17 protein-coding genes are annotated in these 17,023 nt (G+C 68.5%); all 17 read right to left on the bottom strand.

Going from position 1 to position 17,023, the window contains the following annotated elements:
• Positions 1 to 10 precede the first annotated feature (10 nt).
• A complete protein-coding gene (locus ACZ5CZ_RS11920) occupies positions 11 to 961 on the bottom strand; it encodes a phage tail family protein (RefSeq protein WP_468941784.1) in 951 nt (316 codons plus the stop codon).
• A complete protein-coding gene (locus ACZ5CZ_RS11915; protein ID WP_468941781.1) occupies positions 961 to 5,229 on the bottom strand; it encodes a phage tail tape measure protein in 4,269 nt (1,422 codons plus the stop codon). The genes ACZ5CZ_RS11920 and ACZ5CZ_RS11915 overlap by 1 nt, the downstream gene beginning before the upstream one ends.
• 36 nt (positions 5,230 to 5,265) lie before the next feature.
• Positions 5,266 to 5,664 carry a TFIIB-type zinc ribbon-containing protein gene (locus tag ACZ5CZ_RS11910; RefSeq protein WP_079088895.1) on the bottom strand — a complete coding sequence of 133 codons (399 nt, stop codon included), beginning with the start codon at positions 5,662 to 5,664 and terminating at the stop codon, positions 5,266 to 5,268.
• Positions 5,607 to 6,164, bottom strand: a complete 558-nt coding sequence (locus ACZ5CZ_RS11905; RefSeq protein ID WP_468941778.1) for a hypothetical protein — start codon at positions 6,162 to 6,164, stop codon at positions 5,607 to 5,609. Before ACZ5CZ_RS11905 ends, ACZ5CZ_RS11910 begins: the two co-directional genes overlap by 58 nt.
• Entirely contained in the window at positions 6,164 to 6,805 is a 642-nt protein-coding gene (locus ACZ5CZ_RS11900) for a phage tail tube protein (RefSeq protein WP_468941776.1), read from the bottom strand. Before ACZ5CZ_RS11900 ends, ACZ5CZ_RS11905 begins: the two co-directional genes overlap by 1 nt.
• A 130-nt stretch (positions 6,806 to 6,935) precedes the next feature.
• Positions 6,936 to 7,379, bottom strand: coding sequence for a hypothetical protein (locus tag ACZ5CZ_RS11895; RefSeq protein WP_468941773.1), 444 nt, complete (start codon positions 7,377 to 7,379; stop codon positions 6,936 to 6,938).
• On the bottom strand, positions 7,376 to 7,804 hold the full coding sequence (locus ACZ5CZ_RS11890; protein ID WP_450678014.1) for an HK97 gp10 family phage protein: 429 nt from the start codon (positions 7,802 to 7,804) through the stop codon (positions 7,376 to 7,378). The genes ACZ5CZ_RS11895 and ACZ5CZ_RS11890 overlap by 4 nt, the downstream gene beginning before the upstream one ends.
• Positions 7,804 to 8,235, bottom strand: a complete 432-nt coding sequence (locus tag ACZ5CZ_RS11885; RefSeq protein WP_468941771.1) for a DUF6093 family protein — start codon at positions 8,233 to 8,235, stop codon at positions 7,804 to 7,806. Before ACZ5CZ_RS11885 ends, ACZ5CZ_RS11890 begins: the two co-directional genes overlap by 1 nt.
• Positions 8,225 to 8,602, bottom strand: a complete 378-nt coding sequence (locus tag ACZ5CZ_RS11880) for a hypothetical protein (protein ID WP_468941768.1) — start codon at positions 8,600 to 8,602, stop codon at positions 8,225 to 8,227. Before ACZ5CZ_RS11880 ends, ACZ5CZ_RS11885 begins: the two co-directional genes overlap by 11 nt.
• A gap of 128 nt (positions 8,603 to 8,730) precedes the next feature.
• Positions 8,731 to 10,134, bottom strand: coding sequence for a tyrosine--tRNA ligase (gene tyrS, locus ACZ5CZ_RS11875; RefSeq protein WP_468941766.1), 1,404 nt, complete (start codon positions 10,132 to 10,134; stop codon positions 8,731 to 8,733).
• Between the two features lie 98 nt (positions 10,135 to 10,232).
• Positions 10,233 to 11,144 (bottom strand): glycosyltransferase family 2 protein, encoded by a 912-nt coding sequence (locus ACZ5CZ_RS11870; protein WP_468941764.1) that lies wholly within the window; start codon positions 11,142 to 11,144, stop codon positions 10,233 to 10,235.
• Entirely contained in the window at positions 11,141 to 12,160 is a 1,020-nt protein-coding gene (locus ACZ5CZ_RS11865) for a hypothetical protein (protein WP_468941762.1), read from the bottom strand. Before ACZ5CZ_RS11865 ends, ACZ5CZ_RS11870 begins: the two co-directional genes overlap by 4 nt.
• Positions 12,161 to 12,228: 68 nt before the next feature.
• Entirely contained in the window at positions 12,229 to 12,939 is a 711-nt protein-coding gene (locus ACZ5CZ_RS11860) for a methyltransferase domain-containing protein (protein ID WP_468941759.1), read from the bottom strand.
• A 14-nt stretch (positions 12,940 to 12,953) separates the two neighbouring features.
• On the bottom strand, positions 12,954 to 13,970 hold the full coding sequence (locus ACZ5CZ_RS11855) for a nucleotidyl transferase family protein (RefSeq protein ID WP_468941756.1): 1,017 nt from the start codon (positions 13,968 to 13,970) through the stop codon (positions 12,954 to 12,956).
• A complete protein-coding gene (locus tag ACZ5CZ_RS11850; protein ID WP_468941754.1) occupies positions 13,967 to 14,863 on the bottom strand; it encodes a radical SAM protein in 897 nt (298 codons plus the stop codon). The genes ACZ5CZ_RS11855 and ACZ5CZ_RS11850 overlap by 4 nt, the downstream gene beginning before the upstream one ends.
• Positions 14,857 to 16,008: a hypothetical protein gene (locus ACZ5CZ_RS11845; protein WP_468941751.1), complete on the bottom strand. Its 1,152-nt coding sequence runs from the start codon at positions 16,006 to 16,008 to the stop codon at positions 14,857 to 14,859. Before ACZ5CZ_RS11845 ends, ACZ5CZ_RS11850 begins: the two co-directional genes overlap by 7 nt.
• A 17-nt stretch (positions 16,009 to 16,025) precedes the next feature.
• The gene (locus ACZ5CZ_RS11840; protein WP_468942089.1) at positions 16,026 to 16,961 is read right to left on the bottom strand and encodes an alcohol dehydrogenase catalytic domain-containing protein; all 936 of its coding nucleotides are present in this window, start codon (positions 16,959 to 16,961) and stop codon (positions 16,026 to 16,028) included.
• Positions 16,962 to 17,023 lie beyond the last annotated feature (62 nt).

Raw genomic sequence — 17,023 nt, 5'->3', positions numbered from 1 at the left:
TGCTCTCCGTTCACAGGGTGGTGTACGCGGACCGCCACGCCACCTCGAGGCGCGCGGTGCCGGACGGGTCGGTCGCGGTCCACGCGATCTCGGACCGGCCGGGCGGCAGGGTGAACAGGTCGAGACGGGACGCGGGGCTCAGGTCGTTGGCAACGTTGACGGTGCTGTTGCGCAGGGCCCAGCAGGTGCCGGGCCGGGTCTCCAGCTCCACCCACTCGCCCTCGCGCAGCGATATGTCGAGTTCGAGGACACGGCGGGTGACCGTGTTCCAGATCCGCGGTCCAGCGACCGGGCCGTGCACGCGCAGGCTCGGGTAGGTCGGCACGTCACCGTGGTTGGTGACCCATCCAGGCCGCTCGTCCCCCGGGCGGTGCGCACGGTCAGCGGGGCGGCGGCAGGCGGCGGGTCGGCCCATCGCCTCGTCGACGGTGCGGTCCGCGGTGGTCGCGTGGGCGGCTTGGTCTAGGCCGAGCGTCAGCTTCGACAGCTCGTCGTCGTACCAGCGAGGGTTGTCCAGGCCGACGAACTCGATGTCCAGGGGTATCCATCCGTGTACGGCGGTCGCGGTGCTGGTGGCCTCCATGCGGCGAAGTCGCCCGTACATTCGGCGCGTCGTGTGGCCGGGCCACCGGCCGCGCAGGATGTGGCGGCCGTCAGGGCTGGTCCGGGCGGCGGGGCTGTCCACGGCCCCCTCCAGCCGGGCGAGGATCTCGGCCGCCTTCACCGGGTCGCCGGGCGTCTTGATGCCTGCCTCGAAGCGCAGGGGGCGCGGACCGTAGAAGTCGCGGCCGGGCGACGAGCCGTCGCCGTTGGCGTTGTCGGCGTCCTGCGGCCGGGTGGCTGGTGATCCGAGTCCTTCGACGTTCCCGACCGGGACGTAGCTCCCGCTGCCGAGGACGACGCCGCCGATCTCGTATTGCCACGGGGCCAGTTCGGGGTTCTTGTTCGGTGCTGTGCTCATCACACTCTCCCGCCCCGCTGCGCGTTGCGCAGGGTGCGCATCATCTCGGAGCCGATCTGCTCAGGGGTGGCGGAGCTGTAGGTGACGGTGACCGGCATCGAGCCGATCAGCGGCTGCTGCTCGCGCACGACCACGACTTGGACCCGGCCGCCGACACGGGCATCGACCACTCGGGTGCGGGCGTGGTCGCTGCCGGTGCGCAGGTCGAAGGAGCGCACAACGCCCGCGATGGCCGCGGCACTTCGGGCCTGCTTGAAGGAGCTGGTGAGCATCGGTGTGTAGTCACGGCTGCGGGCTCCTCGGAGGCCGCCGTTGGCGAACCACTCGACCTGGCCACCGAAGCGGTCGACCACTTCCTCCACGATCGCCTTGCTCCGCTCGCGCTTGGATGCGGCCATCGGCACGTAAGCCTCCCCGCCGGTCTCCCGCTCACCCCAGATGCGGTAGCTGCCAGCCGGTGCGATCTGTGCGACGTGCCGCTCCCGGCGCGGACCGCCGGTGACGCCGCCGTCCGCGAAGTAGTCCACGACCGCGCCATCGGCATGCTTCTTGGCGGCGCGGGCCTGGGCGTCGGCCTGGCGCCGGATAGCGTCCGCGATGTTGGTGTTCTGCTCGGCGAGCTGGCTGAAGACGGAGACGTGCCGGGTGGTGACCGTAACCTCCTTGCCACGCAGGGCATCGATGCGCTGCTGGATGGCATCGGCGGCCTTGCGCGGGCCGCTGGTCGGCACAATGACCTTGACGTTCTTCGACCCGGGCACCTTCTCGATCCGGAAGCCGAGCGCCTGCAGCTGCTTGCGCGCCTCGGCCGTCGGCGCTTGCACGACGACATACTTCGCGCCCGGCGTCGCGCGGATCTTGGCCTGGACGGCCTCCAGGCTCTTGATCGCCGCGGCGGTCGGCGCCGAGACGGTGACCTTCTTGCTGCTGGGGGTCCGGCCGAGTTTGTCGATCAAGGTGTCCAGGTTCTTCTTCGCCACCGCGGTCGGCGCCGTGATCTTGATCTGGCGTGTGCCCGGCACGGTCTTCACGGTGAAGCCGAGGTCGCGTAGCTTCTTCTGCGCGCCATCGCTGAGGGAGTCGACCTTGATCGTCCGCTGCTTCGGCAGACGGCGGAACTCGGCCTGGACGGCGATCAGGTTCGCCAGGGTGGAGTCCATGCCCTTGGTCTGAAGCAGCAGCGACACCTTCGACGGCAGCAGACCGAGGCTGTCCGCGACGCCTTCGGCCTGGGCCTTGGTCAAGCCGTAGCCGCGGGCGGCCTTGATCGCCTCCGCGCGGGCGCGGCTCATCTGCTCGCGTGCCTTCGCGAGCGCCGCTGGCAGCGTCTCGCCGTTGCGCTTGGCCAGGTCGAACGTCGCCACCGAGGCGTCGGCCGCCGCGTCGGACAGGGCGGTGAGCTGGGTATAGAGCTGCTGGCCGTTCCTGGTCGTGGTGTTGAGGGTCTTGTCCTCGTTGACAAGCTGCTTGCCGCCGTAGCCCTGCCCGCGGTTGACGTTCCTGCTTCCCTCCTGCAGGTCCAGGACGGCGCTGTTCACCTTGGCCTTGGCGGCCTGAAGGGAGATCTGTCCACCGGACAGCAGGTCGAGGGCCGACTTCAGCGAACGGGTGCGGGTGTCGGCGTCGGCGGTCTCGTCGGCCAGGCCACCTACGGCCGCCTTGAGCCGGTCGTAGGCAGAGGTGCCGTCCCCGGCGCCCCTGGTCGCCTTCGCCAACTCGCGGGCGTTCTTGATCGACTCGGCCATCTCGCCCTTGACGGACCCGAGCGCGTCAGCGGCGTCCTTGTACTGCTGACCGACGTCGGTGTAGGCGAGGACTGTGGCCTTGTCGTTTGCCAAATCCTTGTAGTAGCGGTGCTTGTCGGCGGCGGCTTGCAGTTGCTTCTGCAGCGCCTCCAATGAGGTGCCCTGCCCGAGGTAGGCATCCGTCAGGGTCGCCAGCGGCACGCCGGCCTGCTCCATGACCTTCGTGAGCTGACCTTGCTCGGTCTTGGTGTCCAGCAGGACCTGGGCCGCCTGCTGGCGCACGTTGCTGTCGATCTGCCCGCCGGACTCACGAAGAGCCGAGGTCAGTGAGGAGATCCGCTGCTGGTGTTCGGCGGCGGCCTGCGCGGCCTTCTGCTGGCGTGCGGCGAGCAGCCCCAGGCCGACCGACACCCCTGCCATGACGACACCGAAGGGGCCGCCGAGGGCGTTGGTCACGCCGCCGAGCGCAGAGCGCAGCCCTGATCCGGCTGCCCGGCCGATCCCGTTCAGCGTGCCGGTGAACGTCACTCCGGCGCCGTTGGCGCTACGGAACGCGGCCGTCATGTTGCCGAGGAACCCGACTCGTGCCTGGACCGCGGCCCAGGCGGCGCCGTACCGGGACAGTGCGACGCCGGATGCGGCGGCCAAGGACTGCTGCACCCGCATCTCGTCGTTGAACGACCGGATGCCCGAGCGGACGGGCCCGCTCACCATGGTGGCCAGGTTGGTCAGAGTCGGCTGGGCGCGGCGGAACAGGAGCATGGCCAGGGCGGCGGACTGGATCGGGCCGGGCAGGGCGCCGAACGCCGTGACGAGGCCGCCGACGACGTGACCGATCGGCACGAGAACCAGGGACAGTCCGGAGACCGCGTCCATAGCGGCGTTGGCGACGGTCGCGATGATGTCGAGGGTGCCGGCCGCCGCGCCGCCCTCCTTCCCCAGGCCCGCGACGGCCTTCAGGAGCGGCTCGGCACCGTCGGCTGCATTGCCGAGGACATCGCCGAGGGTGGTTCCCGCGTTGATCAGCAGGTTGAGACCGGTTGCCAGGGAGTGCTCGCCGATCTCCTTGAGCGGACCGACTAGCTGCCGGGCCTCATCGATGAGCCCGCCCAGTCCGGCCTCAGTTCTCGCCTTCAGGTCCGGGCCGTACAGCGTGGCCAGGTCGCGGCCGTAGGCGAGGGCCGTGGTCAGGTATGGCGTGGCCCCGGCCATGCCGCGGGTGAGCAGACGGGTCACCCACTCCAGTCCGGGCGCCATCCCCTCGTACAGGGCGATGCCGGTCTGCCGGGCCTGGGTGCGCAGCTGCGTCATCGCACCGGTCAGGCCTTGGCCGCGGGAGGCGGTGATGGACGCCGCGGCCCCGGTCTGTCGCACGGCCATCGACAGGGCGTCGAAGGTCTCGGTTCCCTGGTGGGCCAGCGCCACCGCGCCGCTGAGCGCGGGCTTGCCGAACGCGCGCGTCACCTCGGCCGCGAAGTCCTTCTGGGACATGGAGTGTTCGGCCTTCGACAGCCCGTCGATCACCGTACGCAGGCCCCGGAAGCGCCCCTGTGCGTCCCACGCCTCGATCCCCAAGTCCTTCAGGGCACCCCGCATCTGGGGTGTCGGCGCCGCGAGGTTGGCGAAGATTCCGCGCAAGCTCGTGCCGGCTGTCTGGCCGAGGATGCCGCTCTTACCGAGCATGCCGACCGCCGCGGCGGTGTCCTGCAGGCTGACGCCGAGCGCGTGCGCGACCGGGCCGGCGTACCGCATCGAGTAGTAGATGTCGGTGATGGACCCGGAGGCGCTGTTGGCCGTGGCGGCGAGCGTGTCCGACGCCTTGGCCGCCTGATCAGCACCGAGACCGTACTGATCCATGATGTCGCCCAAATACTTGGCCGACGTGGCGGCGTTGACGTCGGCTGCCGCGGCGAGCTGGAGCGAGGCGCGCACGGCGTCGATCGACTGATCCGCGCGGAAACCAGCCTTGCTGAGCTCGACCATGCCCTCAGCGGCATCAGCCGACGTCGTGGTCGGCAGCGTCAGGTCGTTCCCGAGTTCCTGGGCGACCACGGCCGCCCTCTTCATCTGTGCGGCGGTCGCACCGGTCACCGCACGGAAGAGGTTCATCTGCCGCTGATAGCGATTGCCCTCCTCGATGATCTGCCCGGTGCCCAGGAGGAGGGCTCCGCCGGCGAGCATGTTGGCGCCGGTCAGGCCGCGCCGACCGGCGCTGGCGGTGGCCCGCTGCAGCCGGGACATCGACCGCGTCCCGTCCTCGCCCGCCGTGCGCAAGGCGGTGCGGGCTGCGGCGGCGCGGGCGCTGATCCGGTTCAGCTCCCCGACGGCCGCGCGGGAGGAACGATTCAGCGCGGCGAACTGCGCGGCCAGCCGCGCCCCGTTGGCGTCCAGTCGTGCCAGGGACCGGTTCGCGGCATCGGTCCGCTCCCCCAGGGTCCGCATCTGTCCGGAGGCAGCACGGGTTCCCGCGATCAGGTCGCGCACCTCGGCGCGCATCGCGACCGTGAGGGTGAACCCAGCCACCGCGGCGGCCTCCTTACTTACGTGGTGCGGGGTGGATCAGGGGCGCGGCTCGTACTGCTCGCGCGGGAGGAGCTGGATCTTCACGCCGTAGCCGGACCGGTCCTGGGGGACGTGATCGCGTTCCTGCTCGATCAGCTCGCAGCCGGGGCAGCGCAGGGTGTCGGTGACGTAGGCGTGGGGGTCGCCGCCGCGTTCGCGGTCCCACTCCTCCAGCCGGGTGTGGCACTCCGGACACACCGACCGCTGCCACTCCGCCCAGGCCAACGCCTTGGCCCGGTCGAGGTCGGACCAGCGGCCGTCGCCGCCGAGGAACTGCGAGTGCGGGATCCGGTACCGCTCGCACAGCTCCAGTTCGGCGCGCAGGCCGGCGTCACGGCTCAGCCTTTTCCCAGCTCGACCCGGCTCTCCTGCTGGATCTGCCAGGCGGCGTCCCACAGCGCGTTGGCGTCCGGCGCCGACCAGCCGTCCAGCAGCTCCTCGGCCTCCTCGCGGCTCATGCCGTCCACGGAGGCCGCCGCCACCAGCGCGGCGGGGAAGGTGTCGGCGTTGAAGATCGCCCCCTCCTCCGCCTGCTGTTCGGTGGGCGGGTGCTGGGCGATCAGCTCCTCCAGCACCGGGCGCGGCAGTGCGCGAAACGTCAGGAACTCCGAGGCGGCATCGAGCGCCTTGAGGGCCTGGTTCCGCGCTGTGTCGGCGTCGGCGGCCTGGCGCTCGGCCAGCTCGTCACCAGGGTTAGCCTCGGCGACGAACCGGGCACGGCGGGCTGCCAGCTCGGCGTCGTCGTACCGCTGGCGCAGCTCAGCGTCGTCGCAGATGCGGAGCCGGTTCTGCGGCCGGGTCCGTCGACGGAGGCGTTCCATCTTCGCGGACCAGGCCCCCTCCGCCGTCGTGGCGGAAGTGGACAGGGGCTTGGCCTGTGCGGGGCGCGACATCATCAGCCCTCGTCGGCGTCGTGCTCGCGGACCGTCGCCTCGGCCTTGGTCTTGGTCGTGCTGACCACGGTCACGTCGACGCGCTCACCGTCGTCGTCGTGGCGGCTGTGCCCGCGGTCGTCGTCGCAGTCATGGTCCGGCAGGGGGTGGGGGTGCGCCTGCGGTACCGGGCGGTCGAGCGACGGCTCGTCGGTGATAGTGAAGTCGACCTTGAACTTCGCGGCCTCGTTGCCGGTGGAGTAGGTCGCGGCGCGGGTGGCGACCTGGACCGGGAACACGTCGACCGAGCGGGAGCCGGGCAGGTCTCCCTTGCGGAGCAGGATGACGTAGCCCTTCGCGCCCTTGGGGAGCTGCTGCTCGATCGCGTCGGAGAAGCGGTCCTCGTAGAACGTCAGCGAGCTGTTCTCGGCCTTGTCGTTGCCCGGGATCGAGGAGTTGAACGTCGAGCCCATGTCGGGGGTCTCGATCGGATCGTTCTCCAGGGCCCAGCCCTCGATGTCCGAGACGGCGTCGGTCAGGCCGAACGCGCTGTTGATCTCCTGGCGACTGGGGTACTTCGGGTCGTTGAGGTCCTTCGACCAGAGGATCTTGGAGATGCCGCGCCGCAGAAATCGGGTCTGGGTCTTCTTCGTGCTCGTGGACACAGGTCCGCTCCCACTTCTGGGGCAGTGTCCCGTGCCGAGGCCCTGCCCCTTGAGGTTCAAAGGGGGTTCGCCTGGCCTGGGGCCTAGCGTCCGCGCGGGCCTCCGCGGTGAGGGGTGAAGAACCGAGTCTTCAGGCAGGTGTCACGGTGATCGTGAGACGCTGCACGTAGGACACGATAACGCCTGCCGCCGACACCGAGGGTTCGCCTGCGGCGTCATAAGTCAACTCGCGGTCGATGACGCGGGCTTCGGGTAGGTGCAGGTCGTGGGCCCAGCGACCGTCGCTCCGGCCGACGACGCCAGCGCGTACCCGGTCGGCCAACCATTCGACCTGATCCGTCCGTACACCGACCGAAGTGACCTGGTAGGTCCAAGCCGCGTCCGCGTGCCAGTCCCACAGGGGCGGGCCGCCGAACTCGGCGGGCAGCGAATCTAGGATCGTGTACGGGGCGGGTGCGGGCTCCCAGCCGGACTTCCCCTGCACACGCGGGAGTTCCCCGATACCGCACGGGCGGCCGGTGGCCTGCGCCAGGAGAGCGGCAAGCGCGCGGGTTACCGGAAGGCGGGCGGTCACGGCAGCACCCCTTCGGCCAGGGCCTGGATGAACGCTGGTTCGGTCTGCCGGAACGCCGGCTCAACGTGCGGAAACGGCGGCTGCCGGTAGTGCCGTCCGATCGAATCCACGCCGACGAAGCCGTACTCCAGCCGTCTCGCCTGTGGGGCGTCGGAGAACACCTCTGCCGTGACCTCGGCGCCGCTGGTGCGCATCCGCACGTCCCAGGAGGCACGGTACTGCCCGGTGATCACATTCGGGCCGGGCCTGCCGCTGGCGTTCCGCTGGATACGGACCCGCAGCAGCATGGCGTGATGCCGCGTGATCGTTCGCGTGCGGGCGCGGGCAGCGGGACCCATCCGGGCGAGCGCGGCGGCCAGCGCGATCGGGTCCCGGAAAGCCGCGGCGTCCGGGTGAGCGTGTGGGTGCGGAATCGCCGCAGCCATCAGTCGATCACCTGCACCCGTACGATCCGCACCACGCTGTAGGTGCCCACCGCTTCGTCCGAGACGCGGAACCGGCGGCCGACCAACTGCGGGTCGCGGGCGCCTTCGGGGCGGACCGAGCCCGCCACGCAGATCACGTCGTCGCGCCGCAGCACGGGCGCATCGACGGGCAGCACGGCTTGGTAGTCCGTGGTCGGCGGTTCAACGGCAAGCGCCCCGGAGACCGGCTGAGTGCGCGCGGGGCGACCGAGCGGCATCACCGCGCCCAGCCCGTCCCAGACCAACTCCTCATCCGGCGCGGGCGGCACCAGCCTGCCCGTGGTCTCGTCCAGCACGTCGTCTGTACGGCTGGCGCTGTCCCTCCACACCTCCAACTTGTCGTCGAGGATGCGGTCGACAACCCGGCGCGCGCCCTCCACATCAAAGGCCACGAGCCCACTCTCCGAGCTGGGTGAGCATGGCCTTCGTGAGGGAGTACGGCTCGGTGCCGAGGTCGGGGCGGGTCAAAGCCGCCCGCTCCAGGGCCTCCGGGTCGATCGCGTCGAGGAAGACGGCCGCCGCAGGACCGGGGTCCGGAAGGTCGGCTACCGCGATGCGAGCCATCCCGGACCAGCGGATGTCTCCTCGGTCGGCAACGTGCAGCAAGACCTCTGCTGGGTCCCCTGCGAAGTGGCTGACGGTGTACGCCTTGACGGCACTCGAGTCCATCCGAGTGCCGTCAATCTCGATGTCGGCTCGGCCACCCTGCGCAGTGATCTCAACGTGCCTGGGGCCGTCTGTGTCGGTCGTCTGATCCATCCAGCCGACGCTAAGACGAGTGTCGGACAGCGACGTGAGAGAGGTGAACCACTCCTACCGAGGTGGCCATGGCTCCCTAAAGAAGAACGGCGCCGACCCACACAGTGGGTCGGCGCCGCGTCTCCAACTCAGGCGTCGATACGGGCCACCTTACGGCCCACCTTGAGGTACAGCTCGGCACCTTCGAGCGTCCCGACCTCGCTCACGACCGCGCCGAGTGCCTGCTGAACCGAAGCCTCCGCGAGCTGCGTGGTCTGCTGCTCTCCGTCCGCCTCGCGGATCAGGCGGAGGCCGTTCTGCTGAGCGACACGGCGCACAGCAGAGATGCTGGGAGCGAAGTCCAGCGTGCGGCTGATCAGCGCCCCAAGCGAGTCCTCGGCGTGGTCCTTCAGTGAGACGACGGGGAGGTTCTGCGTGTCCCCGAAGGACCGCTTGGAGAAGCGCGCCGTGAACTCCGCGCGGGCGGCAGCAGCAGCGTCCAGACCATGGAGCGCCGCCACCACTTCGCCTGCCAGGATGCGCTTGACCGCCATCGGGTGCGCGGTGCCGGCCTCCAGGCGCTTGGTGACCACGTGGATTTCGTCGTCCGTCCACTCCGTGAGCAGCTGGAGGTACGGCTCGGTCAGGTGGTCGGGGATGGACATCAGTCGGCCGTAGACCTCGTCCGGAGACGCGGTCAGGCCCACGTAGTTGCCCTTGCTCTTGCTCATCTTGGCGCCCGTGCCGTCGGTGCCCTCGATGAGCGGGGTGGTGATGACGACCTCGGGGGTCTGGTCCGAGATCTCCATGACCTTGCGGCACATCTGGAGATTCAGCAGCTGGTCCACACCGCCGAGTTCGACGTCGGCATCGATGGCCACCGAGTCCCAGGCCATGACGACGGAGTAGACGAACTCGGCGACGGACAGCCCGTGGCCCTCGGCGAGCCGGGTACGGAAGTCCTCGCGCTGGAGCGACATGGACACCGGGACCCGGGCGAGGACCCCGACGAGCTCCGGCAGCGTGACCTTGTTCAACCACTCGCCGTTGAAGCGAAGGTCGGCGCGCTCGAAGTCGATGAATGGCGTGACCTGCTGCTGGTAGCCGCTCAGGTTGCGGGCGATGTCCTCGTCGGTGAGGGGCGGTCGCTCCGAGGAGCGTCCTGACGGGTCGCCGATCTTTGCCGTGACGTCGCCGATGATGAAGACGACGTGGTGGCCCATCCGCTGGAACCGGCTGGCGATGATGATCGGCACCGCGTGGCCGAGGTGGACGTCGGGCGAGGTCGGGTCGATGCCGTACTTGACGACGAACGGCCGTCCGGCGGCCTGCGCGGCTTCGATCTTCTCGGCGAGCACCGCGGCCGAGGGGATCAGGTGATTTGCGCGCCCCTCAACCAGGGCGGCCTGCTCCTGGGGGGAGAGGTCGGAGAGATCCAGAGTGCGCCGCGCTGTCGTCTCGCTGAGCAGCTGCGCGACCGTATAGTCCGCGCCCAGGTCCGCTCCATCGAGGATGTGCATGACACGGGTGACGGACTCACTCAAACGGCTCATGGCGCCTATACGCTCCTGCGTCGGACAACTGGCCTGACCAGTATGGGATTGGAAGCGGCGATTTTATCATCGCCACCCTCGTCGCATCGCCGGAATGATCATGTTTCAGCCTGCGCCCCTTCGTCCGACGCGAGCCGCACCAGCGGCCTGCCTACGATCACACTGGTGACGGACCGGAGCCACGGGGCTATTGGGTCTCGGGCCAGGAGCGCGGCGATGAGCATTCCCGGGATCAAGACCAGGGCGGAGAGACGCTTCTTTCGCTGCAAGGCGGATTCCACTCTGTGCCCGTAAGCGAGCGAACTGAAATGCCGAGAGATCTTCCTGAGCTGGCGAGTGGTCGCCCAGGCGGGCGGATTCCCGCACATCGCGCCGAGCCGATCAGAGAGCGCCATACAGACCTCGGCGCGATAATCCTGCGATAGGCCGGGCGTACTGCGGTCGGTCATACTCTGCGGGTGGACCCTATAGAAGGTCAACGGTTCCGAGAGGACGACACCCCGGCCAGCCTCGCGCAGCGCATGAAAGAAGATCTCGTTGCTCACTGGCAGAAGACTGAGAGCAGCGCGGCGTTGGACTACCAACGTGCTGGTGTTTCCGCCGGGGTGCGGGTCCTTGAGCTTGGGGCTTCCGTGGGAGTCGACGACGTTTTCCCAGTGCTCGATGAACAGCGTCTCGGCCGTCATCGCTTCAGCACATGTACGCAGCTTCGACGGGTGGAACCAGTCGTCGGCGTCGAGCGGAGCCACCCAGTCGCCGGTGCTGAGGAGAAAGGCATCGGTCAGGGTTTGACCGAAACCCTGCTGCTCTCTCCTGATGATCTTGACTTCGCCTTTGTGTCGCAGGCACACCTCCTCGGTTTCGTCGCTGGAACCATCGTCGATGACGATGACTTCGTGAAGGATAAAGTTTCCGAGTTCCTGTTCCAGGCAGCTGGTTATGGCCCGGTCGAGATACCGGCCATAGTTATGACACAGGATCACGCACGAAATACGCGGAGGGGTGCTCACCGGCCGCCTCCGTACACGCGGGCGTATTGCTCCAGAATCGTCCGGTGTTCCTGAGCCCTGTAGTCGAGGAACTCATGGTCCAGGCGGCGGGGCCTGGAATCGAGCCGCGCTGCCGCGTTTTCCAGCGCGGTGAGGAATTTCTCACCGAAGAGGTTGGGGTGCCCCTGCGACCAATCGAACCATTCGGGTTCCTCAACGAGTCCCTTGTGCCGTTCGTACTGCTCAGGCAGGTGCCCTGTGCGGGAGCAGACCGGAAGCAGGTTCAGGTCGAAGGCCAGCTCCAGTTGTCCGGAGTGACTGCCCCAGAGGTACGGGAGCAGCAGGGCGTCCGAGGCCAGCCCGGCTTTGACCACTTCCTCGTCCGTGGGGTATGGGCGCATAGTCAGACGGATGCGAGGGTCGCGTCCGGCCATCTCCAGAAGCAGCGGAGCACGGCCCCCGTCGGCGAAGTCGGCAGGGCTGAACGCTCGCAGAAGGACGTGGAGCGTGCTGCGGGGGTCCCTGATTCCCAGGCTCCAGTTGGCCATGGTGGACAGCTGGTCGCGGCTGGCCCGTGAGGCGCCGAACATGAGATACCGGGCCGCCGGGCCGCTTGACTCACGCTCCAGGTCAGCCAGCGGCTCCGGGGCTGCGACGTACCCGTGAGGAATGACTTTTGCATTGGGACGCTCGCCGAGGATCTCGGTCAGCTTCGTGACGGATCCTTGTGTGAGGCAGACCCAGTTGACCTCTGCCAAGTGGAGCATTCGCAGCCGCTCTACGAACTCCTCGGCATTGCCGACCATGGGCCTGGTGTCGTGGGCGGTGAAGACCACCTTGACTCCGTCACCCAGGCACGCGTCAAGCAGGCGCTCCAGGGTGGCGATGTCTTCGAAGTCGATGTGGTGCAGGTGAAGGACGTCGAGCCACGTGAGGGGGCCGTGTTCGAGGAGCCAGGTAGCAGTGACCGCCGCGGGCACCTTCTCGCCCGTGGGGATCTCCGTCCCGTTCAGGATGCGGAAGTCGTGGCTCTGCAACTTCCACGCGTACGGAGTACGAGCGGGGAGGTGTACGACGCGCATGCCCTGGGACCGCAGAACCGCTGTCACCGCTGTTCCCCCTCCGCCTCTCCCACGCCGACGAGGAGCAGCTGGGTTGACAGACCGTTGGAGGCGTCGTCGCTCCGAGTGAGCCCGGCGTAGTGGATCTCGAACCCGGACGCCCGCAGCAGTGCCTGGAACTCGTCGCTGGCCCATTCCCGGACGTGGCTGGGGTTGCGGGGCGGGCCCGGAGTGTCGTAACCGCTGCGGCACTCGCGCGCTGGCGTGGACAGCACGGCGGCGGCGCTGCCTTCTAGAAGAAGGCCACGGATAAGAGACAGGGCCGGCATCGGATTTACCAGGTGCTCGATGACGTCGGAGCAGACCACGATGGACCGGCGCACGAGAGAGGGGTCGATGGGCAGCCGCTCGGCCGACTCAAGATCGACCTCGATCCATTCCCCGAAGGGGTGGTTGTCACGGCACCAGATGAGGTTGTCCCCGAAGTCCACGCCGATGTAGGTCCAGGCCGGGTACTCGCCGGCCAGCGACGCCAGCTTGCCCGCCCGTCCGCAGCCGATGTCGATGACGACGTCGCGGCCGAATTCCTTGGCCCGGGCCGCGGCGTACGGGTAGACGTCGGGTTGCCAGGTGACGGTGTCGTCCGTCTCGTCGAGGAAGTACTCCACGCGGTCCCGGCTGCGGTAGCCGCTCCTGATGAAGTAGGACTCGGGACCGCCAACGGGCTGGCGGGAGGTCGTGGTGTTCGTGTGCACGAGAGGCTCCTTGGTTACTTCGGCCAGTGGGAGAACAGCGAGATCAGCCGCTCGACCAGCTGCTCCCGTACGGTGAGCCATTCCGGGCTTCCGGCGCGGCGCGCGGCCGAGGCCCGGTCGTACTCCCGACCGTCGACCTCGGGCAGACACGCGTACATCTGGAGCAGCGCCGAGCCGTCGTCGGTGGGCGCGGTGTCGGTGTCCGCCTGGAGCAGGACCCGGATGTCCTCGGCGCACATGGAGGCGTCAATCCCGGAGCCGGGGATGCTCTTGCTCATCTTCGGGAGGCCTCCGAGGCCCGGAATCATCTTGGTGTAGATGCCGGACAGGCGTTCCGCGGGCAGCCCCCAGCGTTCCGCTCCGCGCCGTGCGAGGGCGACGTACTTGTGCTCGTCGACCCCGAGAGAGACCAGGACGTGACGCCCTTCGCGGAGGAGGTGCACGAAGTCCGCGGCCATCAGTAGCGTGGCCTGCTTCATGCCGTAGTTGAGGTGGTCGAAGACTCCGTGGTTTCGGTAGAGGCCGGCGAGGTCCTCCTCCGCCCAATGGAAGTCCTCGTCATCCAGGTGGCGCGACAGCAGGAACGCAGTGGCCAGGACGTCGGTCTCGCCCTCCTGCCTGCGCAGCACACCACGCTTGGCATCGAACCCGAGGCCCAGGACGAACTCCTCGTACTGGTCGGCGAGTTTCCGAACGGAGTCCAGGGGCGTGCGGCGGGCGTTGTAGGAGTCGAGATCGCCCAGGACGATCTGGACGTCGAGGCCGCACTGCTGCAGTTTGATCGCGCGCAGCAGCTGGAAGAGGGTGCCGGCGTGAGGCGGGCCCCCGAGCCCGACCCCGGTGGTGACGATGGCGGGCTGCCCGTCCGCGACCGCCTCCGCGAACCCGCGCGCTCCCGTGTGGCACACCCACTTGGTGCGCAGGTCGTCGGGGCTCATCCCGGCAAGGGCGAAGTCGATGGCACCGAGCCTCAGGCGCTCGTAGCTGTGCTGGTCGATGACGTTCTCGTAGTACGCGGCGTCGAACTTCATGCGATTCCTTCCATCTGCGTCTGCTCACGGAGGGCGAAAGCCCGGCGGACCAGCGGCTCGAAGCCGTCAACCAGGAGGTCGCCCAGCACCTCATTGCGAGGAGCAGCGACGCTGCCGAGATCTGCGGTGACCGTTCCGTCGGCGAGGACCCAGACGCGGAACGGGTACTGGTCCTCCGGGGCACGCGTGGGCTGGGCGTAGATCTCCACCCCCTCGACCATGTCGCGCACGTCGTCCACGGCCCGTACGAAGTCGTCCCGCTCGAAGCCGTAGATCTCCGCCTTGCGCGTGTTCGCGCGGCCGATGGGGCGGTACTGGGAGATCAGCCAGTATTCGACGTCGGTCTGCTGGGCTACCCCGGCGATGAGCTGGGCGAGGCGGGGCAGATCTTTCACGGAGCCGGCCGTGGTGAAGGTGTTGAAGGCGAGCCGTCGCTGGTCGGCGGTGAGGAACTCGACGTTGGACAGGAACCGTTCGAAGTACCCCTGTCCGCGGAACCAGTTGGCGGTCTCGGCGTCCGGGCCGTCGACTGCCAGGGAGTAGATGGTCACGTGGTCGCGGAGACCGGCGTAACGATCGTTCAAGAGCAGCCCGTTGGTGTGAAGGTTGGTCTCGAAGCCGACTTTGGTGGCGTGCTGGAGGGCGATCTCCAGGTGGTTGTCGTACGGCATCACGGGGTCGCCGCCGGTGAAGACGCACCGGTGGGCCTCGGACTCGGAACGGACCCGGTCGATGACACGGCGGACCGTGTCCGCGTCAGTACTGACCCGGTTGCGCTCGCGGTAGCAGAAGCGGCACACGCCCGGTGAGGTCTTGGTCGGTGCCAAGTCCCAGGCGTTGCAGTCGGTGTTGAGGACCAGGTGGACGATTCCGAGCTCGTCGTGCGTCAGCATGGTGCCTCCTCCTTGACGCCGCGGCTGACCAGGAGGGCTGTCGGGGATACGGGTCGCAGGAGCGAGTTGAGTTGGTGCGGGGCACCGCCCGTAAGCCGTACGAATTGCTGGAGCGTGTCCAGACCCGTGCCTGCGTCGATGATGGTGAGGGCCTTGTCGATGCCCGACTGCATGGTGGGGACCACCTCGGACATCACCATGAGGAGAGCGGCGTTGAGGGCGACCGCGTTCCGCGCCTCGCTGGTGTCCCGGCCGGCCAGTACGCGTATCGCGGCGGCGACGTTCTCCTGCGGGTCCTCGTACTGGGTGACGGACGACAGGTCCTGGGGCATCGAGGCCGCACCCTTGCGTACCTCGCCGTTGAAAGCCAGATCCTCGTCGCCGGCGTTGATGCGGCAGGCCCGCACGGTGCTTCCGGGGAGCAGTTCGTCGACCTGGACCGCCTGGCCAACGCCGGAGTTGATGACCGCTACGTCCGGCAGGCCGAGCCGGGAGAGCAGCCGGGCGGAGGCACCGACTGCCGGGTGCGAGAGGCCATACACGTAGGCGGGGCATCGGACGGGGCTGAGGAGGGCGGGGAACGCCAGGCTGAGGGCGTGCACGGCCTGGAACCTGCCTCCATAGCGGCGGTCGAACTCGGGTACGCGGTTCTCGATGGAGAAGAACCCGAATCCGGTCTCCGCCGTGATGTCGACCATCTCCTGGTGCGGCACCGTGTCGCTCGTCGCCCCCACGAGGTCGATGAAGTCGCGGGACCCCGTCTTGGACGACGCACTGCGCGATCCGAGCTTCGCAATGTGTGCGCCCCCAGTGGCCGCCACCAGCGCGGCGACGGTACTGAGGTTGATCGTCTTGAAGGTCTTCTTCCCGCTGCCCGTATAGCCGACGAACCGCATGCCCTCTGGCGGCTGATAGAAGTCCCAGCCACTTCGGTCCAGGGCCGTCGCGGCCTGGACAGCGGCCTCAACCTCCTCCAATCTCGGCCCCCGCAGGAGCAGTCCCGTCAGGACGCTCCCCAGCATCACGTCGCGGGTGTGGCCCTCCGGTAAGGCGAGGATGCGCGTGATTCCGTCGTGGACGTCCTGGGGTGGGATGTCGGCCGGTGAGTTGATCTTGTGGGCCAGCAATGGCGTTGTGACCACCATGGCGTGGGCTCCTTCCGTCACGTGTCGGAGGTGAGCAGGACCTTGAAGGGGCGATGGCGCGCTTCGTTGTTCAAGGCCGCCAGTCCCTGCGGCAGTTCGCCGAGGGGGAAGCGGTCTCGGGTCATCAGGGCGGCCCAGTCGCCGCCCTTGGCAATGACGTTGATGGCGTCTCGTAAGTCGTCGTGGCCGTCTGTGCGGCAGTACGAGAAGGAGCCGCGCAGGGTGATCGAGCGGCGGAAGACATCTCGCAGGGGGACCGAGAGAACGACGCGGGGCGCGTAGGCGTTCTGGACGAGGACCGTTCCGCCGTCACGGACAGCCTTCAGTGCCTGCCGAATGGGGGCGTCGCTCTGACCGGACGCGGCGTCCACGACGGCGTCGCACGCCGAAAGCTCGGCAGAGTGAAGAGTGGTGTGCCGGTCGAGGACGTACCGCAGTTGATACGACCGCGAGGGTTCCCTGACCAGCATGTGGACGTCCCACCCCGCGTCTGCCGCGCAGATGGCCGTGCACACCGCAAGGACGCCGCCCCCGATGATGCCGAGCCGCCCCAGAGGCACCCGTAGCCCGCAGCGGACTCCGTGCAGGGCCACTGCCATCGGATCGGCGAGAACTCCGTGCGCGGGATCGTGCAGATGGGGAAGCGGGATGACACTGTCGCGGGGCACCCTCACGGCGCTGGCGAGACCGCCGGGCAGGTCCCAGCCGATACGTCGGAGTCGTGGGCAGAGGTGAACATGGCCACGGTCGCAGTAGTGGCACGTGCGGCACGGGACCAGCGGATCGATTGCGACCCAGCCGCCCGTCTCCGTGTCGACGCCGACGACCTCGTGCCCGGGGTACCACGGTTCCGGCAATCGCCCTTGCCACGGGTGATTGAGCTTTGCGACGTCGCTTCCGCACAATCCGGTGAAGCGCATCTCGACGAGCGTCGTGTCCCCCGCGGGGGGCATGGCGACGGGAGCGGGGAGTCGGCGGAGGATGCCGTTCTCGACTGCCCAGGCGTATGGGCTGC

It is taken from the genome of Streptomyces sp. NPDC031418 (assembly GCF_055581605.1).
This window is presented reverse-complemented; position numbering and strand designations above follow the sequence as displayed.